This is a genomic window from Mycoplasmopsis phocirhinis, from assembly GCF_004216495.1.
Classification (GTDB): Bacteria; Bacillota_I; Bacilli_A; order Mycoplasmatales; family Metamycoplasmataceae; genus Mycoplasmopsis; species Mycoplasmopsis phocirhinis.
In genome coordinates, this window is record NZ_CP034841.1 from 213,265 (window position 1) to 238,439 (window position 25,175).

Annotated in this window: 26 protein-coding genes and 1 other RNA gene; 13 read left to right on the forward strand and 14 right to left on the reverse strand. The window is 26.9% G+C overall.

What is annotated here, in order from left to right:
• Positions 1–233 precede the first annotated feature (233 nt).
• The gene (locus tag EG856_RS00870) at positions 234–731 is read right to left on the reverse strand and encodes a deoxycytidylate deaminase (RefSeq protein ID WP_130429260.1); all 498 of its coding nucleotides are present in this window, start codon (positions 729–731) and stop codon (positions 234–236) included.
• Positions 732–774: 43 nt separating this feature from the next.
• Here EG856_RS00870 and EG856_RS00875 point away from each other — a divergent pair, with 43 nt between their 5' ends.
• From EG856_RS00875 to EG856_RS00915, 9 genes are all read left to right on the forward strand, one after another.
• Positions 775–1,074, forward strand: coding sequence for a hypothetical protein (locus EG856_RS00875; protein WP_130429261.1), 300 nt, complete (start codon positions 775–777; stop codon positions 1,072–1,074).
• Between the two features lie 36 nt (positions 1,075–1,110).
• A complete protein-coding gene (locus EG856_RS00880) occupies positions 1,111–1,689 on the forward strand; it encodes a diadenylate cyclase (protein ID WP_165381426.1) in 579 nt (192 codons plus the stop codon).
• Position 1,690: 1 nt separating this feature from the next.
• Complete coding sequence (gene mgtE, locus EG856_RS00885; protein WP_130429263.1) at positions 1,691–3,139, forward strand: magnesium transporter; 1,449 nt, start codon at positions 1,691–1,693, stop codon at positions 3,137–3,139.
• 213 nt (positions 3,140–3,352) lie between these two features.
• Complete coding sequence (gene asnS, locus EG856_RS00890) at positions 3,353–4,720, forward strand: asparagine--tRNA ligase (RefSeq protein WP_130429264.1); 1,368 nt, start codon at positions 3,353–3,355, stop codon at positions 4,718–4,720.
• A gap of 15 nt (positions 4,721–4,735) precedes the next feature.
• Complete coding sequence (locus tag EG856_RS00895) at positions 4,736–5,749, forward strand: glycosyltransferase (RefSeq protein ID WP_130429265.1); 1,014 nt, start codon at positions 4,736–4,738, stop codon at positions 5,747–5,749.
• On the forward strand, positions 5,749–6,411 hold the full coding sequence (locus tag EG856_RS00900; protein ID WP_130429266.1) for an RDD family protein: 663 nt from the start codon (positions 5,749–5,751) through the stop codon (positions 6,409–6,411). Before EG856_RS00895 ends, EG856_RS00900 begins: the two co-directional genes overlap by 1 nt.
• Positions 6,404–8,608 (forward strand): ATP-dependent helicase, encoded by a 2,205-nt coding sequence (locus tag EG856_RS00905; RefSeq protein ID WP_130429267.1) that lies wholly within the window; start codon positions 6,404–6,406, stop codon positions 8,606–8,608. Before EG856_RS00900 ends, EG856_RS00905 begins: the two co-directional genes overlap by 8 nt.
• Positions 8,598–10,208, forward strand: coding sequence for an MHO_4530 family protein (locus EG856_RS00910; protein WP_408634170.1), 1,611 nt, complete (start codon positions 8,598–8,600; stop codon positions 10,206–10,208). Before EG856_RS00905 ends, EG856_RS00910 begins: the two co-directional genes overlap by 11 nt.
• A 34-nt stretch (positions 10,209–10,242) precedes the next feature.
• The gene (locus EG856_RS00915) at positions 10,243–11,118 is read left to right on the forward strand and encodes a DegV family protein (protein ID WP_130429269.1); all 876 of its coding nucleotides are present in this window, start codon (positions 10,243–10,245) and stop codon (positions 11,116–11,118) included.
• 40 nt (positions 11,119–11,158) lie between these two features.
• On the opposite strand, the gene EG856_RS00920 is transcribed toward EG856_RS00915, so the two are convergent.
• The 4 genes from EG856_RS00920 to rnpB form a co-directional block, all read right to left on the reverse strand.
• The gene (locus EG856_RS00920) at positions 11,159–11,671 is read right to left on the reverse strand and encodes a hypothetical protein (RefSeq protein WP_130429270.1); all 513 of its coding nucleotides are present in this window, start codon (positions 11,669–11,671) and stop codon (positions 11,159–11,161) included.
• Positions 11,672–11,832: 161 nt separating this feature from the next.
• Positions 11,833–12,717, reverse strand: coding sequence for a translation elongation factor Ts (gene tsf / locus EG856_RS00925; protein WP_198868314.1), 885 nt, complete (start codon positions 12,715–12,717; stop codon positions 11,833–11,835).
• Positions 12,717–13,601, reverse strand: coding sequence for a 30S ribosomal protein S2 (gene rpsB, locus EG856_RS00930; RefSeq protein WP_130429272.1), 885 nt, complete (start codon positions 13,599–13,601; stop codon positions 12,717–12,719). The genes tsf and rpsB overlap by 1 nt, the downstream gene beginning before the upstream one ends.
• Positions 13,602–13,871: 270 nt before the next feature.
• Positions 13,872–14,143: RNase P RNA component class B (rnpB, locus tag EG856_RS00935), an RNA gene on the reverse strand.
• Between the two features lie 106 nt (positions 14,144–14,249).
• Here rnpB and EG856_RS00940 point away from each other — a divergent pair.
• Positions 14,250–14,729 carry an NfeD family protein gene (locus EG856_RS00940; protein WP_130429273.1) on the forward strand — a complete coding sequence of 160 codons (480 nt, stop codon included), beginning with the start codon at positions 14,250–14,252 and terminating at the stop codon, positions 14,727–14,729.
• Positions 14,730–14,731: 2 nt separating this feature from the next.
• On the forward strand, positions 14,732–15,649 hold the full coding sequence (locus tag EG856_RS00945) for an SPFH domain-containing protein (protein WP_198868310.1): 918 nt from the start codon (positions 14,732–14,734) through the stop codon (positions 15,647–15,649).
• Between the two features lie 69 nt (positions 15,650–15,718).
• Here the strand turns inward: EG856_RS00945 and holA are convergent, their stop codons facing one another.
• The 9 genes from holA to EG856_RS00990 all read right to left on the reverse strand — a co-directional run bounded on the left by holA (position 15,719) and on the right by EG856_RS00990 (position 23,030).
• On the reverse strand, positions 15,719–16,678 hold the full coding sequence (holA, locus tag EG856_RS00950) for a DNA polymerase III subunit delta (protein WP_232954234.1): 960 nt from the start codon (positions 16,676–16,678) through the stop codon (positions 15,719–15,721).
• Positions 16,679–16,726: 48 nt separating this feature from the next.
• Positions 16,727–16,948 carry a Smr/MutS family protein gene (locus tag EG856_RS00955; RefSeq protein WP_130429275.1) on the reverse strand — a complete coding sequence of 74 codons (222 nt, stop codon included), beginning with the start codon at positions 16,946–16,948 and terminating at the stop codon, positions 16,727–16,729.
• Positions 16,949–17,770: a bifunctional DNA-formamidopyrimidine glycosylase/DNA-(apurinic or apyrimidinic site) lyase gene (gene mutM / locus EG856_RS00960; protein WP_130429276.1), complete on the reverse strand. Its 822-nt coding sequence runs from the start codon at positions 17,768–17,770 to the stop codon at positions 16,949–16,951. It abuts the gene before it with no gap.
• Positions 17,771–17,772: 2 nt separating this feature from the next.
• On the reverse strand, positions 17,773–18,474 hold the full coding sequence (locus EG856_RS00965; protein ID WP_130429277.1) for a 16S rRNA (uracil(1498)-N(3))-methyltransferase: 702 nt from the start codon (positions 18,472–18,474) through the stop codon (positions 17,773–17,775).
• Between the two features lie 77 nt (positions 18,475–18,551).
• Entirely contained in the window at positions 18,552–19,667 is a 1,116-nt protein-coding gene (locus tag EG856_RS00970; protein ID WP_130429278.1) for an FtsZ/tubulin family protein, read from the reverse strand.
• Between the two features lie 2 nt (positions 19,668–19,669).
• Positions 19,670–20,827 carry an MAG3720 family protein gene (locus tag EG856_RS00975; protein WP_130429279.1) on the reverse strand — a complete coding sequence of 386 codons (1,158 nt, stop codon included), beginning with the start codon at positions 20,825–20,827 and terminating at the stop codon, positions 19,670–19,672.
• Between the two features lie 16 nt (positions 20,828–20,843).
• Positions 20,844–21,746 (reverse strand): 16S rRNA (cytosine(1402)-N(4))-methyltransferase RsmH, encoded by a 903-nt coding sequence (rsmH, locus tag EG856_RS00980; protein WP_130429280.1) that lies wholly within the window; start codon positions 21,744–21,746, stop codon positions 20,844–20,846.
• Positions 21,736–22,176 (reverse strand): division/cell wall cluster transcriptional repressor MraZ, encoded by a 441-nt coding sequence (locus EG856_RS00985; protein ID WP_130429281.1) that lies wholly within the window; start codon positions 22,174–22,176, stop codon positions 21,736–21,738. The genes rsmH and EG856_RS00985 overlap by 11 nt, the downstream gene beginning before the upstream one ends.
• A 179-nt stretch (positions 22,177–22,355) precedes the next feature.
• On the reverse strand, positions 22,356–23,030 hold the full coding sequence (locus EG856_RS00990) for a potassium channel family protein (RefSeq protein ID WP_130429282.1): 675 nt from the start codon (positions 23,028–23,030) through the stop codon (positions 22,356–22,358).
• An 84-nt stretch (positions 23,031–23,114) separates the two neighbouring features.
• Between EG856_RS00990 and EG856_RS00995 the strand changes: the two genes are divergently transcribed.
• Together EG856_RS00995 and EG856_RS01000 are read left to right on the forward strand one after the other, a co-directional pair.
• Positions 23,115–24,659, forward strand: a complete 1,545-nt coding sequence (locus EG856_RS00995; protein ID WP_130429283.1) for a TrkH family potassium uptake protein — start codon at positions 23,115–23,117, stop codon at positions 24,657–24,659.
• A complete protein-coding gene (locus tag EG856_RS01000; protein WP_130429284.1) occupies positions 24,652–25,089 on the forward strand; it encodes an MAG0130/MAG3770 family membrane protein in 438 nt (145 codons plus the stop codon). The genes EG856_RS00995 and EG856_RS01000 overlap by 8 nt, the downstream gene beginning before the upstream one ends.
• The last annotated feature ends 86 nt before the right edge of the window (positions 25,090–25,175 follow it).

A 25,175-nucleotide genomic window follows, 5' to 3' on the forward strand; every position in this document is an offset into this window, starting at 1 on the left:
TCTCCGTTTATTAAAATTATAAAAATTTGATTCAATCGTTAATTTAAGGGGAATAACGATTGTTGGATAAAAAATGAAAATATTTTAATTTGTGTTTCCGGTTTTTTGTTTTGTAACATTACCATTATAGTATCGTTACGGGGTTAGTATAGCACAATATTAATTTTTTTAACATTTTTAAATATTTAAATATTCAAAATACGGAATGGTTACCATATGTTGAATTAGTTTTTTTAAAGAACAAAATTTTTGTCACCTACTTTTACTTCAATACTAGTTTGTAGTGCTAGATGTCTAGATTCTATACCACAACTTTGCAAAATATATCTGGCGATTTTAGCGTCTTCAGTGTTGTGATATTTGTCATTTTCGTAAATAATTGTTTTAATACCTGCTTGAACAATGGTTTTAGCACAATTTGAGCACGGATAAAGCGAGGTGTATAAAATTGCGTTTTTAGTTTTACCAAAAGCATTGATAATTGCGTTAATTTCTGCGTGAACTACATAAGGATATTTGGTTTTAGATATATTGTTGTCAATGCTGTTTCTTGTTCAAGGAAATGCATCATCAATACCTCCGGGCATTCCGTTATAGCCTAATCCAATTACTTTTTTATCTCCATCAATAATACATGCCCCCACTTTTGTGTTTGGGTCTTTTGAGCGCATGGCAGATATTTTAGCCAAAGCCATAAAATAGCCATCTCAATACAACGATTCATTTTTCATTCACTTATTATATAATATATATTAAATATTAACGGGAGGCAAAATGGCAAACACAGAAAAAGATCCAATTATTTCGCAATTAAAAATTCAAAAAAGACGAGAAGAATTGCTTAAACTTCATGAAGAAAATAAATTGTTATTACAAAATCCTTCTTTAGTTCAACCTGATACAATGCAAGAACAAGAATGCGATAATGTTGAATGTTTATTAAATCAAGACAAACTTGACGCAAAAGAATTAAAAAAACATAAAATTCAAAAATATATAGGCATAGTTTCTTCAATCGCCATTATAATTATTTTGCTAATTGTGGCAATATTTATAGGTCGAATCGAGAACTAAATGAACCAGAATTTTAACACAGAACAGAACAATGTTTTAAAAACAAATAGCATAATTTTATATTTAACTTTTGCTTTATTAATTGTTGTTATTTTAGCAATAATTTTACCTAAAATTATTGATTTATCAAGAGCTAAATTTGCTAAAAAACGTTTTGAAAAACTAGGCAGCAGTTCGCAAATTAGGTTAATTAATCAATTGCGTGAAGCAGTCGAACATTTTTCAAAAACTAAAACGGGAGCTTTAATTACAATTGAAAATACTGATAATTTAGATAGCCTAAGAACTGATGGATTAATTTTAGACGCGGATATAAGTTCGTCGTTATTGATTGCTATTTTTAATAAAGAATCTCCACTTCATGACGGAGCCGTAATAATTAGAGATAATAAAATTCACTACGCAGCAACTTTTTATAAAATATCTAAAAAATCAATAGATAATCACTATGGGGCTAGACATCGTGCTGCTATTGGCATCAGTGAAGTTTGTGATGCACTTACAATCATTGTAAGTGAAGAGAGCGGCGATGTAAGATTTGTAAAAAACGGAACATTTTTTAAAATTAGACTTGAACAATTTCAAGAACAATTAATCAAATATTTAAAGGATTAAAATGACACCAAACGATGAAAAACAAATTCAGAATGATATTAAGCTCGTTGTTGAAACAAAAGATATAAAGCGAGCAAGAGATTTAATCGATGAAATTCCTAATGCTGATATTGCTGCAGCTCTTGCAGAATTAGAAAATGATCAACAAATTACTTTTTTAAGAATGCTTAAAACGCCAGATGCCGCCGAAGTTTTTTCTTATTTAGAAACCGAACACCAAAGAGAATTAGCACTAGGTTTTAGCGAGGAATGAAGCATGAAAATGCTCCAAGAATTACAAAGTGATGAATTAGCTGATGTTTTAGAAGAATTACCGGCTAATGTAACAAGTAAAATTATTGCCTATACTCCACAAGAAAAACGTAATGAAATTAATAAAATTTTAAGTTATGCTGACGATGAAGTGGGTAGTATCATGAGTATTGACATTTCCTCAATTCAAAATACATATACTTGTGAACAAGCATTGTTTAAAATCAAGCGTGATTATTCAAAAAATAAAGCTGAATTAGTTCATTATTATTATGTAGTCGATGCTACTCAAAAATTATTAGGTGTTTTAACTTTAGAAGAAATAATTTTTGCCAATGCTAATGCTAAAATTGATGACATTTATTCGCCAGTTACATCAATCTCAGCTAATGATAAACAAGAACAAGCAGCTAAAATTTTTAGTGAGCATGATATGTCTGTGCTACCAGTAATAAATCAAGACAAACGTTTAATCGGTATGATAACTAGTGATGATGTTATTGATGTGATTCACGAAGCAGCAACCGAAGATTTATATAAAATGGCTGGTATTAATTCAAAAGCATGACAGGCTGAAGAATATTTAAAAACACCTTGATACGCTCTTTTAAAACATAGAATTTTGTGAGGCTTAATTATTTTATTGTTCTCTTCACTTTTAGAAATAGTTGCATATTTTTTATTTAAAAATGTTTTTTCAACATTTATTCAACAATTAAATATATCAATGTTAAGTCTATTTATTAGTTTTGTTGTATTTATTCCGACTATAAATGCTGTTATTCGAAACGGCGGAGCTCAAACTAACATAACAATTAAAAGAGCTCTAACAATGGATTTACTCGAAAAAGGCGATTACAAAAAAGTAATTTTTAAAGAAACACTTATTGGTTTTAGTTTTGGCTTATTTTTAGCTTTTGTTAATGTTGCGAGAATGAGTATATTCTTAGCCGCTACTGGTGATTTAACTAAATTTATGCTTAAATCATGAGCAATTATAATTACAATTTCAATTGCTTTAATTATTGCAATGACTTTAGTTCAATTAATTTCAGCTCTAATTCCTATTATTTATGTTTGTCTAAAAAAAGACCCATCTAATTTATCATTAGTTTTATTAAATTCTATAGCTGAACTTGTTTCAATAATTATTGTATTTATTCTTAGTTTTGTGGTACTAAATAATTTTATTTTATAAAGACTAATTTCAATCATTTTTTCAGTATTTTTATTGACAAAAATGATTTTTTAATTTTTATTAGATACCAAGTAAATAATTTAAATCAATAAATTTAGTATAATTTATTATATTTATTTATATCTAAATTAAATTTGACTAACTAGTGTTTGAATAAAAACAAAGTAAATTTGTGTAAATAACAATGTCATTATTAGTAAATTAAGGAGAAATATGTCGCAAACTGAAATTACAATTAAACATTTATTTTTAAATAAATTAGATTATGCAAATGCTAAATTAGAATTTAAAGCGTGAGTAGTTGCTAATAGAGGTAATAAAAAAATTAGATTTATTGAAATTAATGATGGTTCTAGTGTGCAAAATCTACAAGTAGCCTTAAAAGGCGATAATTTTGATTTTGAAATTTTATCTCAAGTTCATTTAGGAGCAGCAATTAGAGTTCAAGGAAATATAACTTTAACGCCAAATGCCCCACAACCTTTAGAATTGGTGGCAAATGAATTCGAATTATTAAGAGATACAGATTTAGATTATCCGATTCAAAAACAAGTCATTAATCTCGAAACTTTAAGAGAAATTCCTCATGTAAGACACCGCACGAATTTATTAAGGTGCGTAATGTTAATTCGCTCAACATTAGCATTACAAGTTCATCAATATTTCGCTAAAAACAATTTTTTATATTTCAATGCTCCTATTATTACCTCAAACGATGGTGAAGGGGCTGGTGAAACATTTGAGGTTAGAGATTCAAATTCAAAAAACCCGTTTTTTGGCGCTGATAAAAAAGCTACATTAGGAGTTACGGGCCAATTACACGCAGAAAGTTATGCGATCGGATTTAAAAAAGTTTATACGTTTGCTCCTACCTTTAGAGCTGAGCACTCAAACACAAAAAAACATGCCGCTGAATTTTGAATGATTGAACCCGAAGTTGCTTTTTATGATTTAAATGACATTATTAATTTAGCTGACGATTTTCTTAAAACAGTAATTAAAAACACTATTGAAATTCACCCCAAGGAATTTAAATTTTTAGTTGACAATATTGATAGTGAATTATTAAATAATTTAAACAAATTCATTAACACTAAACTTGCCATTCTTGACTATCGTGATGCATTAAAAGAATTGCAAAAAGTAAAGGAAATTTTTGAAGATCAAAATATAGAATTTGGTTTAGATTTTGCAACTGAACACGAAAAATACTTAGCTTCTAATGTTGCAAAAGGTCCAGTGGCAATTATTAATTTTCCAAAAGAATTTAAAGCATTTTATATGCACCAAAATGAAGATAATGACACAGTCGCCTCATTTGATTTATTAGTTCCTGGAATTGGAGAATTAATAGGTGGTAGCCAGCGTGAAGTTAATTATGATAAATTATTACACCGAGCTAATGAAGTTGGAATTAGCCAAGAAGAATTACAATGATATCTTGATTTAAGACGTTTTGGCGATTCTGGTTCAAGTGGTTTTGGAGTTGGGTTTGAACGTTTAGTGATGTTTGTAACCGGCGTTGATAACATCCGCGATGTAATCCCTTATCCTCGTACATCGGGCAATATTAAAATGTAAACTATAAGGAGTTAGATGAAATTATCAATTATTACGCCTTCAATCACGCACTGAAAAGAACTTGAATATATTTCTGGCGTTTTACGCAACCAAAACAATCAAGATTTTGAAGTTATTTTTGTTATTTCTAAACCCAACAAAAAAATATATTCAATAGTTGAAAACAATATCCAATTTTTTGGTTCCAGAGTTAAAGTTGTTTTTAACCAAAAACATAAAAGCATTCAAAGTGATATTTTAGCTGCATTTCATTTGGTAAAAAATCAATATGTGTATGTGTTAAGTCCCGATTCGGTTATCAAGAAAAATTTTGTAAGAATTTTAACTGACAAATTAACTGATAATCAACCTCATATTTTGGAATTTAGACCAAATTTGACTGGTTCAATTAAATGACATCCTTATTCAAGAATAAATACAAACTCAATAATTAATAAAAAAGATAATCCAGATTTTATTGCTTACGCATTTCCATTTATTTTTAATAAAGTTTTTAAAAAAAGTTATATTGAACAATTTATGAATTATCGTGTGAAAGAAATGAATGATACTAAATTCGCGACCGAATTATTATATATTTTGTTAGTTAATGCTGAATCATATTTATATTGAAATATTTCCCTTGTTAAAGAACATATTTCATCTTCAACTTGACTTGCTCCAAATAATTTTGTTGCCCAATTCAAAATAATTGAAAATTTTATTAATACCAATAATTTAGATTTGCTTTCGGAAATTACATATGCTAAATTGTATTTTTTACAGATTGTTTTATTAGGTTTTTTGAATTCAAGACAATTTTCAGTATTTAAAGTTTTACACTACATTTTTGATTCACGTAAAAAATTTAATGAAAAACGAGCACAAAAATTTTTAAAAGATCTTTATACATTATTGAAAAAATATCATGATGAAAATTCGCAAGTATTTTTAGTTAATCGCTATTTTAATAAAATCAATAAAGAAGCAGGATATTTAAAAAAATTATTAAATTTAGAAACTGCTGTGCAAATTTATAAAAACCTTTAATGAAATTCTTACATAAAAATGTTTCATTTTGGCGGCGTTTTGCCTCAAATTTAATTGATTTTTTTATTTTTGTTTCTTTAATTATAGGATTGTGAAAAATATTGAATTTCAATTCAACTAATAATGAAATTAAGATTGCTTCTTGGTACACATTTTTAATATTTTCTTGGTTAATTAGTTTAAATTTGTTCGTTGTAATCCCGTTTTTTTGAAATTATCGTAGTTTAGGTTTAATCTTAACAAGGCTTCAAATTTTGATAAAAACTAAAAAAAACAAATTAGTGAAATGCTTGATAATTTATGGTTTCAATTTTGGTTTTTATTCGTTAATAATTTTAATTATGTTAGTTGGTATTCAAACATCACAAATTCAAAATTTATATGTTCAAAATATTTCGGCATTAAATAATTTAGATTTAAATTTAGTATTTATTGCTCGAATCATATCTGTTTTAACCGGTGTTTGAACATTGTTGATTTTGTTAAATTATGCTTTGATTTTAGCCACAAAAAAACATAGTGGGCTATTTGAAAAAATTTTTTCTTATCGTGTTGTTTATATAAAACATTTTAATCAAAACGATAAATTTAATCAAATAAAACTTGTGCCATTTAAAACAAAAAAAGTTGAAATAATTTTTAGAGAGGTAGATAATGACTAGAAGAGAAATGATTTTATCCCAATTAAATAAAGAACAAGAACAAGCCCTGTTTCATTTTACATCACCTTTGCGCATTATTGCTGGTGCTGGTTCAGGTAAAACTCGTGTTTTAACTCGTAAAATTGCTTATTTAATTACAGAAATGGATGTTTCACCATCTAAAATAGTTGCTCTTACTTTCACAAATAAAGCAGCAAATGAAATGACACAAAGAATAAAATATTACATAAACCCTAATAGCGAAAAATTTCAAGCCTTAACTTTTCATTTGCTTTGTTCACAAATATTGCGTGAAGACTCTCATTATTTAGGAATAAAAAATGATTTTCAAATTCTTGATTTAATTGATCAAAAGGCTATTTTAAAAAGGATTAGAGAAAATTTAGGCGAACAACTAAACGAAGTTACACCCGAAAGTGAAAGTGTGATTTGAGATAATATCTCTTTTGCTAAATTCAATAATTTAACCGAAGATGAATTGTTTTATCATTTAAAATCTTCTGATAGAGATTCTAATGATATTTATAATAAAAAAATAGCAAAAATCTATGCCGATTACAACAAATACCTTCAAGATTATGCGAGTTTAGATTATGATGATTTAATTGTTAAAACAAATCTGCTTTTTGAAAAATTTCCAGAAGTAGCTCAAAAATGAGCTAATAAATTTTCATATGTGATGGTAGATGAATTTCAAGATATTTCTCGTATTCAATACGAAATTGTTAAAAAAATTACTGGACCAAATACAATGCTAACTATCGTTGGAGATCCTGACCAAACAATTTATACTTGAAAAGGTGCCGACTCACAAACTATTTTTGATTTTGAAAATGATTTTCCAAATTCAAAAACAATTGTTTTAAACCAAAATTATCGTTCAACTCAAAAAATTTTAGATGCCGCGAATAAATTAATTAAACATAATAAAAAAAGATTCAGCAAGGATTTGATAAGCACTAGTGATCAAGAAGGAATAGACATCACTTATATGCACGCACATAGTTCTGAAGCCGAAGCACAATGAGTGGTACGTGAAATTAATTCGTTAAAAAAACAAAAAATTCAACTAAAAAATATTGCTATTTTTTCACGAACAAATAATTATACTGCTTATTTAGAGCAAGCTTTGAACGATGAAAATATTAACCACAAAATATTAAATGGTCAAAAATTTTATCAACGCCGTGAAATTAAAGATGCTCTGGCATATTTAAGATTAGCATATGACTATTTAGAATTATCCTTACTGCGAGTTATAAACACCCCTAGTCGTAAAATTAATACTCACACCCTTGCTAATTTACAAAAATTTGCGAGCGAAAAAAACATGTCTCTTTGAGACACATTAAATAAATACTATATGGATTTGCCAACTTCAAAAGATATTAAACGTCGTATTGTTCTTTTTGTTAATACTATTAATTTATATCATAAGGCTTTACAAACAAATAAAATTCATGTTGTTTTACAAAAAATGTTAGAAAAAATTGGTTATTTTGAATATATAGCTAGTGATGTTAATTTAAAAGGCGAAGGCAAAGAAAGTATTTATGAATTAATTCATTTAATTAAATCATGAGAACAAAATAACCCAGATAAAAAAATAGGCGATTATTTAGAATCGGTTTCATTAATGTCTAATGGCGATGAATTTGATAGTGGTAATAATTATGTCTCAATTATGTCTGTACACTCAGCTAAGGGTTTAGAATTCGAAAACATTTTCATTGTCGGTATGTCACAAAATGTCTTTCCTCATTTTAACGTGTTAAAAAGTGAAAATAAAGAAGCTCTTGAAGAAGAAAGGCGTTTAGCATATGTTGCTTTAACTAGAGCCAAAAAACGTCTATTTATTTCGGATTCTTCGGGTAATTTTCAAATTGCTAAAGATAAAACCATTCAAAAAAAACCTTCACAATTTATTAAAGAACTAGGAATTAATTCTGATGCCCATATTCTAGCAAAAGATTATGTAGCAGAGGAAATAACGGATGAAAAAGAAATTAAGCGAATTAATTCACATATAATAGTTGGCGATATTGTTTCTCATCCATCATTTGGAGAAGGTACAGTTTTAAATGCTAATGCTTCAACATTAACTATTAAATTTAAACCTAGTGGTCAAGAGAAAACTATAGATAGATATTTTTTAGGAATTAGGTTATTACGCCACACGGGAAATAATGATAAATAACAGGATTTTATTTATTTTTTTGTCTTTATTTATACTGGTGGTATTGCTAATATCTATGTTTTTTTATTTTCAGCTAGCAAAAATAAAAAAACATAATAATTATGGCTTTGCTATTTTTAAATATAACATAAAAAAGCATGCTTTAATTAGAATAACTGCAGTTCAAAAAAATTCTAATTTTATTTTTGATAATGCTAATAATCTTATATTAAAAAATAAATTTTATAAAATAGACACATTACTTAATTTTTTAGATAAAAACATCGCTGCCACAATAACCCAAATTATCAATAATCAAGTGCCAAATGTAAATGTTGTTTTAAATTCACCGTTTAAAAATATAGTTTCAAAACAAAATTTTTTCGCTAAAAAAAATATAAATTTTGATATTCATATTAAACGATATGAAAACAGCGATGAGTTTATAATTTCACTTTATTTAACTGAAAAAATAAATATCCCCTCAATTCAATATACTAATTTTATCCAAACGCATAACGAATTATTCGAATATAGACAATCAAAATTCATTTGTTTTTTAGCTTTTAACCCTCAACAAATTATTAATCCTAATAATCATTATATTTGAAAAAAATTAACTCAATTCTTAAATCTTAAACAACACCAAATTAATTTTTTTTATTGACAAGGTTTAATTTTCATTTTTTTTAATAAAATAAACACTCTTGCAAAATTAAAAAAAGTAGAAAAGCAAATAAGCAAAAAAATAATTAAATTAAATGCAAATTTAAAATTTAAAACACTTGTGAAAAATATAACTTTATTTAGCGATTTATGACCTAGTGATCCAAAAACATTGATTGATTTAATAGTTCAATCAAAATATATATTGTTGACATCAACTGGCTTAAACCCAACATTTAAAACATATTTTGCTGGCGATAAAAGTAGTTTAAATGAAGAAAAAATCAATGAATTTATTGTAAAAAATGCCGATTATGAACAAAAAATCGATATTGGTAGTTTTGTTAAAGAATATACATTTATTATTGATGTTAATAATGACAAAAATAACGATAATTACAATATTTCTTTGGTTAAAATTGCTGGTATAAACCTAGATGATGTTAATTTTTTAAACCAAATTAATTTTAATAAAATTAAATATGATACAGCACTGCTTAAATATCAATTAGACACAGCGATTAACGGCGAACCTTTAATGATTTTTGCTAATGAATTCGTTTTATACAATAATTTAAGCTCCTTAATTCGTCCTAATACTTTGTATATTTTACAACAACACGGCGATGAGTTTAATTTTGATTTAATTGATAAAATAATTGAGCACACAAAGATTAATAATGATATCAAAATAGGTTTATATATTGAAAATATAAACATAAAATTGAATGAATATTTGCGATTGAATAAAATTAAAAATTATGTAGTTTCGGCTAAATTAACAAAAAAAATAGTTCACGACACAGAAATATTTTTAAAACTAGTTGATTTTGTGCAAAACGTGAATCAATTAAATGATGTAAAAATTTATTGAGAAAATTTGCCTGACAATATCGAAGAATATTACAAACAACATTTATGCATTAAATATAGATATACGAATAAATTTAACTAAATATATAATAAATATAATACTCGGGAGGAACAAAATGAAAAAAATTGGATTTATTTTTGATTCATTTGTGTGTATGACCAAAGATGAAGCGGAAAAAATGGGTTATGGTTACATCCCTTTAATTACCGAAATTGATAATCATTCTTATTTAGACGGCGTTGAAGTAAATCGTCGTGAGTTGCTGGAAAAAATAGCCAAAAGCAAGAATATTAAAACCTCACTTCCGTATTTAGCTTGGTTTGAGCAGGTGTTTAAACAAATGTGTTCAAAATTTGATGAAGTAATTTATTTACCAATTTCAAGTAAATTATCTTCAACAAGTAGTGCGGCCGCTAATTTTGTAAATGAATTTAAAAATTTACACATTATAGAAAACGCTTTTGTAGCTGATCAATATTTAGAAGTTGCTCAATATGGTGTTAAACATTTTCAAAAACACCAGGACATCAATAAATTGATTGAAAAAATAAATGAAATCAAACAAAAAACACTTACTTTCATTTTTCCAAAAAATATTGATTATTTAGTAAAAGGTGGTCGAGTCAGTTCGTTTAAAAAGTTTATGCTAGGTGCTATGAGTATAGTTAAATTATCGCCGTATGTTAAATTTGACTTGCAAGGAACAGCGATGGGAGGCATTGGTCGTGGCCCTAAAGGCGTTATTAAACAAATTATTGCTAAATTTGAAGAATTCACAGGTTTAAGCACGAACGCACTTGTTCAAGAATATAAAATTTTTAGCGTAACTGGAATTGATGATGAATTTAACTTATTTGCATTGGATTTATTCAAAAAAAAAGGAATTGAATTTGTAAATAAAAAATTTAATTCCTCTGTTATAGCAGTTCATACCGGCCCTGAAGCACAAGCATTTACTTTAATGCCTAATTTAGATAAATTTGAAATTTAATTCTTTAAAAAGCAAAAAATTAGCACATATGCTAATTTTTCTATTCGAGATGTTGAATTTTATTGCTATTTTTGCTATTTTGAGTTGTTTTTTTAGTTTTTCTAATAACAACAAGTTTAGGTAATGAGCTAACTTCGTTAAGTTTTTTGCTTATGCGATCTACTATTTCGAGTTGATTATTTATACCTAAATAAGGTTCAAGGTCAAAATCAGGTTCTGTGACTAAATTTTTCATTAATTCATAATAATTCATTTTGTAAATAGTATTAATATTAATACCTTTAGCCAATGTGATTTCTTTAATTTTGCCATCCTCACAAACACCATCACTAGTTTTGATTTTTATATAATCATCATTATTATCAAAGTCAGGTTTTCACTCTTTTTCACAGGCAACAAAAAACATATCATCCTCATCTTCAGCGACTAACATAATTACATTTGACTTTAAACTTTCTCCTTTTAATTTTTCAATAAAGTCTGGTAAAAATGCTATAGGTTTTAACACCGGCAATGATCTATTTTCGGTTTTTATTTCTATCAATTTTTCCATGCTTAAATGTTATTATTTTAAAATCGCTTTTTTTAATAGAAATTTACTTGTTAAATATTGTTGATATTTTCTTTTAGTACTTTATTTAAGTTAAATATGACAAGTATAAAATGTTGATAAATGTAAGAAAAAAAATAATCCTAAAAATTAGGAATATTTTCTTATTTAGCGCAAGCCATTTGAGCAGCAACTTCAGCCGCAAAATCGCCTTCTTGTTTTTCGATTCCTTCACCAACGGTATAACGAACAGCTTGTAATAATTCTAATTTATTGTTAGCTAAATATTTTTCGATCGAAACACTTTCTTCCATCATAAAACCTTGTTTAACTAACACAACTTCAGCTAATTTTTTGTTTAATGAACCTTCCATAATCATTTTTTGAATGTTTTCAGGTTTTTTTTCAAAATTATCTGGTTTAACAAATTCGTCTTTAAATGTTTGTAATCTTTGAGCTGGAACTTCTGATTCAAAAATAAATTCTGGTTTCATAGCCGCTAGATGCATAGCGACATTTCTAGGAACTTCTTCGCCTAAACCTTTAACTTTTACTAATGCTGCTATTTGGCCATTTACGTGAGCGAACGCTCCAATTGATTCACCTTCATTAACACTAAATCTTTCAAAACGACGTATTGATAATTTTTCGCCAATAGTTGCGGTTGCTTCTTCTAAAATAGTTTGAACAGTTTCAACACCATCTTTAACTTGTAAAAACTCTTCTAGAGTGCTTGCTGTTGAATTTAATAAAATTGTTGTAAATTTGGCTACTAGGTTTTTAAATTCATCATTTTGAGCAACAAAATCAGTTTCAGAATTTACTTCTAACATGACTGCTTGTTTTGCGTTTTGAGCAACTGCGACAATACCTTCAGCTGAAACACGACCAGCTTTTTTAGCAGCTTTAATTTTTCCGTTGCTTTTTAGTCATACAATCGCTTTATCTAAATCTCATTCTGAAGCTTCAAGAGCTTTTTTAACGTCCATCATACCACCACCGGTACGTTCACGTAATTGTTTGATTAGTTCTAATTGACTAGCCATAATTATTCTCCTTTGTCTTCTGTTTTTTTAGAAGTTTCAACGTTTTCGTTTTTAACGAAAGGTTTGCGTTCTCATCTTTTGTTTGCTTTTGTTTCAGATTCGTATACTGGTAATTCAATTTCAGAATCTGGTTTATAAGCATATTTAGCTTGGCCACCACGAGCTGTAGCGATTGCGTCAGCCAAAATGGTTATAATTAAATTAATACTTTTTGCTGAATCATCATTAGCTGGAATTCCAAAATCAACAGCATCAGGATTTGAATTAGAGTCTAAAATAGCAATAACTTTTACTCCTTTTTTACGAGCTTCTTTAACAGCAATTTCATCTTCGTTTGGATCAGCAACAATCATGAAAGTTGGCAAGCCACGCATTTTTCTAATACCATTTAGGTTTTTGTGAAGTTTGTCTAATTGTTTTTGTAATAATAATTTTTCTTTTTTAACGTATCCTTCAAAATTATTTTCAGCTTTTTGTTCAAGTGCTTCCATTGTCTTAACTCTACTAAAAATTGTTGAAGAGTTAGTTAACGTTCCACCTAATCATCTATCAGTTACATAAAAACTATTAGTTCTTAATGCGTTTTCTTTAATGGTATCTTTTGCTTGTTTTTTTGTACCTACAAAAATGAATTGCGCACGTGGGTTTTTAGCAACAAATTTTTGTAATGTATTATATGCAAATTCTAATCTTTGAACTGTAAGTGAAGTATTAATAATGTGAACACCTCTTTTTAACTGAGGGTATAAATAATCCTTCATTTTTGGGTTTCATAGACTTGCTCTGTGACCAAAGTAAGCACCTGCTTCTAATAATTTATCTTTAGAAACAATCGGATTTTTGTTTTCTTCAACTTTTTTTGTTGAAAGTTCTTTTTTTTCTGTCATAAATATTTCCTTTAGTTTGTTAAATCTTCATACTGCTTCTAACATCTAGCACCTTTTCTCAAGGCACACCCAAATGAATCCACAGTACTGTTTTATTTGATATCAAATTGAATTAAAAATTCTTTTTAATTATAAATTAAACATAAAAAAAAGCAATTATTTTGTCTCAATTTTAGTTAAAATTTTATGTTCTTCTTAAAAACCATAAGATCCTAAAAAATGATTTTACTTAATTAATGAATTAAAAAACACACATAGCATGTGTGTTGCATTGTAAGCCACGTTTTGTACCGAAAATGGTGCCAACAATTTATCTAACCAGTACAACTGGTTTTTTCTATTGATTCATTTCTCTTTAGAAAATTCCCCTACCAAAATTTGGGTTTCTGACTCATGGAGTTTACCGCGTTTCACAATTCTCGTCTCTGTGGCACTAGTCGTCTAGGCCTAAGCTTATTAGGCTTAGCATGAACACTACTTCCATCGCAGGAAGTGTCAGCGTGGACTTTCCTCTACTATAATAGCAGCTGTTGGCTAATGCGCTGTAATTATATATTAAATTTTAGATTGTCTTAATTTAGTTAATAAAATTACTGTTATGAATAATTTTTAAATTTTCTTTAAGAGTATAATTTTTAAGGAGGTAAAATGAGTGATAATATTATACGTTATGTAATGCTTGGTTTATTTTGTGCCATATTCATAACTTTTATTTTGGTAGAGTTATTCACTACATCTATTTGATCTGGTTTAACAAGCGTTGCTGTTATTCCATCGATATTTACTTCTTATTTTATTAAACAATTAGTAGTTAATATATCTATAAGTATAGTTATATTTATTGGATTTTGGATTATTTTATATTTTGGTTCATATAAATTTATTAAGAAAAAATTACTTTCTAAAATTAAAAATAATCACGAATATGTTTTAGAGAATAAATCTATAACTCTACTTAGTGATATAAGCGAAGAAACAAAAAACGGAATATTTGGTCAAGCAAAAGTAGGTGATGTGTTTTATCGTACTTTAAGTTTGAAAGGTGAAGGTGATATTGCTCGCGAAGAAAAAGTAATTATTGCCAAAATTGAATCGAATATTTTATATGTTAAAAGAAAGGATAAATAATAATGATAGCAACTATTTTAGGCATAATTATCTCACTTGTTATTTTAATTTTTATTATTATAACCTTAATATTGTCAATTAAAGTTGTAAAGCAAGCAGAGTTTGCTATAGTAACTCGTTTTGGCAAATACCACCGTACTCTAAATAATGGAATTAATTTTATTATTCCTTTTATAGATCGAATTGCTAAAAATGAAAATTATAAAGAAAAAGTGTTGGATTTTCCCGAACAAGATATTATTACTAAAGATAATGCAACAATTAAAGTAGACACAGTTATTTATTTAAAAATAACTGATCCAAAATTATTCACATATGGGGCTGAAAATTCAATGCTAGCTATTGAAAATCTTTCAGCAACTACATTAAGAAATTTATTAGGAGAATTAGATTTAGATCAAACATTAACCTCAAGAGATGCAATTAATTCTAAATTAACAATTATTTTAGATGAAGCTTCAGACGCGTGAGGTATTAAAGTTCATCGTGTTGAAATTAAAAATATTATTCCACCTAGCGAAATTCAAAAATCAATGGAAAAACAAATGCGTGCCGAAAGAGAAAAAAGAGCAAGCATTTTAGAAGCAGAAGGTAAAAAACAAGCAGCTATTTTAGTAGCCGAAGGTGAAAAAGAAGCTAAAATTTTACAAGCACAAGCTAATAAAGAAGCTCAAATTTTATTAGCCCAAGCGAAAAAAGAAAGTGAAATTTTAGAAGCAGAAGGTAAAAAACAAGCCATAGATACACTTAATAATACTGATTTAAATAATCAGATTTTAACTTTAAAAGCAATTGAACAACTAAAAGAAGTTGCGAATGGTCAAGCTACTAAAATCTTTTTACCTAACAACTTAACTACTTTAGCCAATACTGTATCATTAGCCGGTGAATTATTTGATAAAGACAAATCTAACACTTAATAAATACTAAAATTTAAAAATTACTCAAATCAATTTGATTTGAGTTTTTTTAATAAATTAAAGTGTGTTTTAGTTAAAATTTTTTAACAAAAAATTTTCAAAACCGATAAAATCATCAACCTTACCGTTTTTAATGTCGCGATCTAATTTAGCCAATTCTTTAATCATTTTATGAATTTTTTTAATACCCATCGTGTTTAAAAGGGCATACACTTTTTTAACACGATACTCATTTAATTTTAATTCGTTAGCAACATCTAAAAGTTTTTTATTTGCTTGAATATAACAATAAATTTGGTCGGCTAGAATTAACAATTGACTTAATTGCGAAATTAAGATGTTAATTTGAACACCTTCATTTATTTTTTCTTTATATTTGCGTCAAATTATATTAAAGTTATCTCTTTGAAAACTATTGCTAAATCCAAATGTATCTTCAATATATATATCGCTAACATTTTGATTAATATTTTCAACACTTATATTTGGATTTAAATTAATTAATTTAATAAGCTCTAAATTTATTAAATATAAATCGTTAGGTATTTTTTTCAATAACGCTTCAACAGCTAAATTATTAATTTTGCCGCCGTGTTGTTTAACAAGACGCAAAATTTGTTGGTTTAATTCACTACCTTGAATTGATTTAGCATATAAAAGTGTGATATTTTTTTGGCTTAAAAAAACACTAAATTCATTGTCAGCAATTTTATCTTTTTGTTCAATATTGTTATTTACAAAAACAATTAGATCTTGCGTATTTGAATTAAGAGCATCAATTAAATTATGAACTGAATTTAGAGTTTCTTTTTTAATTTTTTGTTCTAAATACTCGCAATCATGAATTACGATAATTCGCTTATTAGCGAATAAATTATTGGCCGAAATAATATCTATTAAGTGATTTATTTCATTATTATCATTAAAATAAAAATTAATTATTTCGTGTTGGGGATTCGATTTGATAATTGAAGCTAAATATTCATCAATGAAATATTTTTCACTACCATAAATTAAATACATATTCATATATTATAGTTTTATATTTTTTTATCTAAATTTAATTGTGTCAATATATTAATTTTGAAGATAAACTAAATACACCCCTTGACGCTCAATTTCTCATTCGTAATTGCCTTCACGCAAATATTCTTCAACAACAACCTTTAAAACACCCATTCCATTACCTGTGATAATTTCTAGCATATCATATCCTTGTTCTTGAGCTTCAAAAAGCGCAATTTCTAATTTTGAAATTGCCTGATTGACATCATAGCCATGTAAATCTATACAAAACATTTATTTTTCTCCTTGACAAAACGAGCAATAATATGACCCTCGTCCCGAAACAAAATATTTTTTAATAATATTTTGGCAACGATAACAAGGTAATTTATCACGTCCATGAACTTTTAATTCGTTTTGATATCTTCCTTTTTCACCGTTAAGAGCAGAATATGATTGAATTGATGATCCACCCATTTTGGTTGCAATTTCCATAATTTCACCTGCGTTAATAATTAAATTTTTTAATTCCTGTTTATCTAATTTATTTGCGGGAGTAGAAGGATGGATTTGACTTAATCATAAAGCCTCATTGGCATAAATATTTCCTATTCCTAAAATTAATCTTTGGTCTAATAAAATATTTTTAATTGCTTGGCTGCGTTTTTGAATTTTTAGATAAAGTTCATTTATATCGGTTTCAAAAGGCACTTTAGCTAAATTTTTAAGTGGATTAGTTGTGTATAATTCATTTTTAGTTTTTAAATGAAAAGTTGCAAAAGCTCTTGCGTCGTTAAAATATAAAACACCATTATTTAATTTGAACACTACGTGGTCGTGAATTGTTGGGTGGTGGTATTTTGCATAAAAAGCATATTTACCTGTCATTCTCAAGTGGTTTAAAATAAAATAATCATTATCTAATTCAATAATGATGTGTTTACCTAAATTAAATATATTTTTAATTGTTTTATTGATAATTGTTTGTTTAAATTGATTTGAATCGATATCTTGAATTAATTTTGTTTTGTAGATTTCTACATCAATTATTGTTGAATTTAAAATTAAAGGTTTTAATTTATTAACAACATTATTAACTTCGGGCATTTCGGGCATATTTACTCCTTAACTAAAGCGAGCATACTAATAGCCGCGCTTTCAGCTCTTAAAATTCTTTTCCCTAACGATACAAGATAAATTTGATTAGATTTTAACGATTTAATCCAATTAAATTCATCTTCACTTAAACCACCTTCAGGGCCAACTAATATCAACGAGTTAGTTTTAATTGTATTGATTTGGTGTTCAAATCCTAATGATTCATACGCAATATAAATATTATAATTGCGTTTCAGATATTCAACAACGATTTCGCGCAAAGAATTAACTTCAGTAATGGTTGGTATTATATTGCGAAAAGATTGTTGAGCAGCTTGCTGTATTTTTGTGTTGTAGCGTAAATATTTTTTTTCATTTTTAAAATTTAATTCCACATATTTGAAATTACAAAATTGTGAAGTCATTGGGATAATAGTTTTAACTCCTAATTCTGTTGCTTTTTCAATCATTCACTCAAATCTTTCGCCTTTAATAATTGGAGCTGCTAAAACTAAATCGTTTTGGTATTCATTATTGATATTTAATTTTTCAATAATGTCAGCAAAATTTGTGTTCTTGTTGTAGCAACAGCGGTAAAATTGAGTCTCAAAATTCACTAAAAATTCTTCGTTAAATAAACGTGCTACTTTTAAATGATGAATTAAATCTTTGTCTAAAACAAATGAATTGTTAATTTTTTGCTTAACAAAAAAACGATGCATATAACTCCTTATAAATATTTATAATAATATCAAAATCGCGATATTTTTCAATAAAAAACAGGCTTGGCCTGTTTAATTTAATAGAAAATTGGTATTTGTGGCGTGTTTTTTTCTTCTTTATCTTCTTCAATAACATCATCATTATTTAAAAGTATTTCGGAAGTTATATCAAAATTATTCTCACTGTTAGTGCTTATTTGATTTTTAGAATTCAAATGGTTTATTTGACTGTTAATCTGATTATTTTGTTCTAAATTTAAATTATTTTCGCTCAAAATATAACTAATATTTATTGAATTGTGTTTGATATTATTACCGCTTTGAAATGCTGTTTTAAAATCTAACACATCTTCATTTAAATTGTATCTTTGGATTATATTTTTGCGAATACTTAACAATTGTTTACCTGTAATACTAATAGATTTAATATGTAGTATCATTTTTGAAAAATTATTAGATTTGGCTATAAATTTAGCTCGCTGTTCTTCATCGGCAAGTGCATTTGTAATAATATCTTGTTGATTGGCTCAACCTGATGAAATTAAAATTTGTCCGCCGTACATAAACATATTTTTTATTGACAAAAAATCAATATTAGTTTGCATATTTTCGTAAAAAAGATCAAATAAAGTATTTAAAGAATTATTAGCAATAATTCCGGGCAATTCAATTAAACTAGTCATAGGCAAATCTAACGATTCGCTTAAATCGTTATAATCTATTACCATATAAGAATTAACTGCTGATTTAATATTTTGCAGAGCTATTAGTGCTTTTTGGCGCTCAATTTTGCCATAAATATCTTCACATGGCATTGAAACAATTGCTAGTGTAGGGATATTTATTTTTTTAGCACATTGAGCAATTTGTGGGATAAATTTATTATCTATTTGGCCATTAGCTCCAGCAATTAAAACTATAAAATCAGCATCGTTAATTACATTGTTAATTTTTGTAATGTTATTTTGATTTTGTTGACTATCTTGTTCTATTGAATCTAAACCTAAAAGATTGTGATTATATTCAAATAAAATTTGATTAAATTTTTCATTGTTTGAGAAATTTTTTATGTCACTTTGTGCCTCAAATATTTCAATATTTTGATTTTGAAAATGCAATAAATTTATTATATTCTTTGCTTCAATTCCAAGACCAATCACTTTAATTTTAATTTGATTAGCATTTATTGACATTATTATCCCCCGTAGTTTTTATTGAAAAAAGTACTGATTTTATTGAAAATATTTATTTTTTTGGTTTGTTTTTTTTGATAAAGATTTTGTGTTTGAGCTAAATCTTGTTGTTTAAAATCATTAACTAATGAAATAACACTTAAATCGACATCGCTGATATTAAGTTTATCTGATTCTTTATCGCTAAATAAGTCAACATTATTAAATTGATGTTGCTCTAAAATGTATTTTAGTATTTTAGAGCAATTGCCTTTTAAAATTATTTGTTTGTGTTGTAATAATTGTTTGTTAACAATAATGTTTTTTATACTTAAATTAATTGTTCTAAAAATAATTTTGTACATATTCAAACTATTTAAGCTTAAATCTATATTTTTAATCAAATCAAAATTATTAATGATAGCATCAATATAAAATTTTATATTATTAATATTTAGCCAACTATGAGTACATTTATTAGTTAAAGTATTATAAATTTGATCTCATATGTTATGTTCATAAGTTGTTTTATATAAATATGAATTTTGATATTCAATAATTTTTAATTGTTGATCAATTGATAATTCAACAATTAATGCATCTTTTTGCAGATTTTGAATTTTTGCATAACATTCTCAATCAATAAAATTTTGATAATTATTAATTTGATTTTTAGCAAACAATTTAACTATATCATCATAAAAATCTTGGTTTTTATTGATTAAATATTCATTATATTTAACTATTAATTTTTCACCACTTTTATCTAAAGGAAATACATCGTATTCTTTAATGTTTTGGTCAATTTCAACAAGATAAGAAGTTATATTTGATTTAAATAATTGGACTTTAGATTTTGATATAGTTGAAATTATATGTTCGTATAAATCGATATTTAAAACATTTTTTTGATCAAAATTATGTTCATAGCATTTATTTTTTACACTAATATTTAATATTGAATTTGATCATATTAACGATCATTTTAAAAATGCTTTACGCAGATTTTTATGATTTTTAATAAAAACTAAAACATTTTTTAAACTATTTTCAATATCACTAAGATTAACGTATTTATTAATTAATCTATAAACAGAGATAAAATTTTGTCCGTCGTTTTTAATAATATTTATGTTGATATTTTCAAGTGAAATCTTGACATTTATTAAAAATTCTGACATTTTTTAACCTCCTTGATTAATTTAATTTAGTTAATACTCTTAATTTAGCACTACGAGAACGATTGTTTTGTTCTAGTTCGATACGAGAAGGTTGATAAGTTTTAACTTCGTATTGTTTTTGTTCAACCACTGGCATTTTAACTGGTAATTTAGATTTAATTAAATTACCAAAAAATTTTTTTACAATTCCATCTTCTATTGAATGAAAGGAAATAATGGCTAAATGAGAATTTGGTTTTAATAATTGAATACTTTTTTGTAGCATAGTGCGTAATGATTCGAGTTCATTATTAACTTCAATGCGAATTGCCTGGAAAATTGCTTTACAAGGATTTTTTTGTTTAACAATAATTGCTGGCAATGCGTTTCGAATTACATTGGCAAATTCTAATGTTGTATTAATAGGACGATGTTCAATGATGGCCTTAGCAACTCGTTTTGCAAGCTTTACATCAGCGTTATCATTCAAAATCCGTTCTAAATGTTGTTGGTCATAGTTATTGATAATGTAATGTGCATCAAGATTTTGATTTTGATCCATCCGCATATCTAAATAAGCATTTTTGTTATAACTAAATCCTCTTTGACCATTATCTATTTGTGGTGAAGAAACTCCTAGATCGGCAATAATACCATCAACATAATCGATTCCGAGTTTTGCTAATTCTTCGCTAATATATTGAAAATCTGAATGAATTAAACTGAAATTATGATTGATTTTACTTAAACGTTCACGACTTTTTTGTATCGCAAAAGCGTCTTTGTCAAAACCAATCAAGCGACCTGTTGTGAGTTTTTGCAAGATTAGACTTGAATGTCCGCCCATCCCTAATGTTAAATCAACATAAACTCCATCAGGTTTAATTTCAAGTGCTTGTATTGATTCATTTAATAAAACTGAATAATGATTAGATTTCATTGTCTTCTACTTTCATTAAGGATTTAGCGGCTAATTGTAGTTTTTCATCACTAATAGATTGTTCGTAATTTTGATATTGCTCTAATGATCATAATTCAACCAAATCACCAGTTCCAATAAAAATTACGTCCTTTTGGATAGCGGATTTTTCTAATGCTAATTTTGGTATCACAAAGCGAGCTTGTGAATCTAAATCTATTTGGTAAGTGTGGCCCAAAAATCAACGTTTTACAATTTTGGCATTGCGATCAAAAATACTTGTGGCAGTTAAAGTTTGCTCTAATTTTTGGTATTGTTGTTCGCTGCGTATTTCGATGATATTTTCTAGGCCAATTGTTAAATAAAATTTTGAACCAAGTACTTCACGCAATTTTGCTGGTAAAGCCACGCGGTTTTTAACATCTATTGCTCGCTCGTATTGTCCATACATACACTTTTCTCCACTTTCCACCACTATTTTACATTAATTATTAATACTTTAAGAGTATTAATTTAGGTTGAAAACGATAAAAAAATGCTTAAATAATAAAAAATGGTTTTTTGTTTGAAATAAAAGACAAAAAACCGTTTTTTAGTATATGAAAAATTTCATAAATTTTATTAAAAATTTTACTCTTGTTCGTTAAGTAAACCAAATACATGAGTAACATCGTCAACTTTACCCAAAAATGTAATCAAGTCATCCTTTTGTAAAACGCTAAAACCGGATGGTAAAATACTTTGTGTTCCACGTTTAATTAAAACAACTGAAACTCCTTTTTCGACAAATTTACACTCTTTTAGGGTTTTATTGATGAAGTTTGATGAACTTAAAATTGTAGTTCCCATAACAAAACCATCGCCTAGTTCTTGTAAATCTTTTGAATATTTAGCAAAATTAGGATTAGCAGCTAAAAGTGCAGTACGCACTCCTGCTTCTTGTTCAGGTTTGATTATTACTTTAACACCAATTTGACGCAAAACATTTGCATGACGCTCCGAATGAGCTCGAGCTATGATATTATTAATTTTTAATTCAGTCAAAGCAGCAACAATTTCAATATTTTCATTGGTTGCAACAACAATAATGTCCATATCTTCAATACCTAATGCTTTTAGTGATTTAGTATCGGCGGCATCGGCAATTATTAAATTATTAACTGTATCTTTAAACGCTTTTAAATTCATTTCGTCTTTATCAATCACTAATAAAGAAACTTTCATTGTCAATAGTTGTTTAATTACAGCACTGCCAAAACGCCCAGCCCCTATTACACATATATTTTGGTTTTGTAACTTGCTCATTTTACTCCTTAAATAAATATATATTTATATTACCAAATTATATTAATATTAATAACTTTAACTTAAATGTATTACAATATGAGCATGAAAAAACCTAATTTAGCTAGCTGGTGAAGGAATTCTAAATTGAAAAATGTTTTAAGAAACATTTTATATCGTATACGTCGCATTAGTAATTTAAGAATAATTTTTTTAGTTTATTTAATGATTGTTGTAGTATCAAGTTTGATTTTATACAGTCCAATTTCGCACCAATCAAAACAAAATATAACTTATATTGATGCAATTTTTACAACCGCTTCGGCGTTTAGTGATACCGGTTTAGTGACTAAAACTAGTTGAAATACTTGAAATGTGTTTGGTCAAGCAGTAATTGCGTTTTTAATACTGGCCGGTGGTATTGGTATATTTGCACTTAAAATATTTTTCTTTTCTTTACTTTTTCCTAAAAGTAAAAAATCAATTAGTGAAATGAATTTAGTCGCGCAAGAACGTGGAGGAGATAATTTAGGACAAAACAAAAAAATTATTTTCCATTCAGTAGCCACACTATTAATTATTACTTTAGTTGCTGGTTTTGGTCTTAGTTTTTATTTTTATTCAGCTAAACCTTTAGGAGCTGGCAATGAGCAATTTTATGGCAAATTTATTTCACCTCAACATAATTGAAATTTGGCTTTTAGATATGGTTTTTTTCACACTATTTCAGCTTTGAATAATGCTGGTTTTGACATTATTGGTGATAATTCTTTAATGTCATATTACCATAATGTTGATTTACAAATATTGTTCGTGTTTTTATTTATCATTGGTGGTCTAGGCTTTCCTGTAATTTATGATTTATTAAACTTTTTAAAACTAAAAATTAAATACCGCCACCAAAAACGAAAATATGTGTTTAAATTAATCACAAAATTAAGCATTATTACTTATGTTATAACAACTTTTGTGGGTTTTTTTGCATTATTAAGTTTTGAATTATTGTCAAAAAAAACTAATCTTGCTAATTTTTGGAATATAAGTGAATATGGTTCAAAAGCTCAAAAAATTTGACAAATGTTTTTTTTATCACTTTCAACTCGCTCAGCTGGCTTTAGCACAATAAATTTAAGTGATCTTTCAACTGGCAGTATTATTGTTCTTTCAATTTTAATGTTTATAGGTGCTGGTCCTGTTTCAACCGGGGGTGGAATTAGAACTACCACGATTGCAATTTTGATTTTAGCAATGATTTCTAAAATTTTAGGTCGTCCTTCAGTTCGCGCATTTAAACGACGTATTGATGATTCAACTGTCAAAATGAGCTCAATTGTGTTCTCAATTTCAATATTTTTAGTCATCACGTTTTCATTGATTTCTAGTTCCAGTTTAAGTGAATATGGCGGGCGTTTAGATTCAACGAAATTCAATTTTGCTCATGTACTGTTTGAAGTAGCATCAGCGTTTGGTACTAGCGGCTTAACCGTTGGGGTCACAACTGGTTTAAATATTGTTTCTAAAATTTTTATTATTTTAATCATGTTTATTGGACAATTTGGTATTAGTTCAACTGTGCTTGTGTGGGGTAATAATAAACGCAATTATGCGTATAAATATGATTATATTCACGAGGAGGTAATGATTGGTTAATAATATTCAATTTAAAAATTTAAATATTGAGCAAAAAAAAATTGATCTTTTTATTAAGCGAGCGAATAATAAATTTTTGAATGTTTTTTGAGTAATTTTGGCAATTTTATTGGTGTTGAGTTTTATTTTATTGTTTACTTTTAAGTCTTTAATTGACACAAAAATATTAATTATTTGCTTAATTTTAATTGTTATAAGTTTATTTATAGTTTCAATTATTTTAAACTACATACGAACTTGTTTTTTGATTAAAAAAGCAAATCAATTTAAACCGCAAATTTGGACCAAAATTAAGCCAACAAATTTGGCTTTACATTGAGATTTATGATGAGGTTTAAATGTTTTTAATTTAAAACATCCTAAACAAAAACTAGATAAAATTGAGCGCAAAAAAATAATAGATTTTTTTAAACAAATACACTGAATTTAAATTTGCTTAAATTTACTTGTGATTTTTATATTTCAGTCATATTTAATTAAAATTAATATAAACGAATAAAGCAATACTTACTCAAT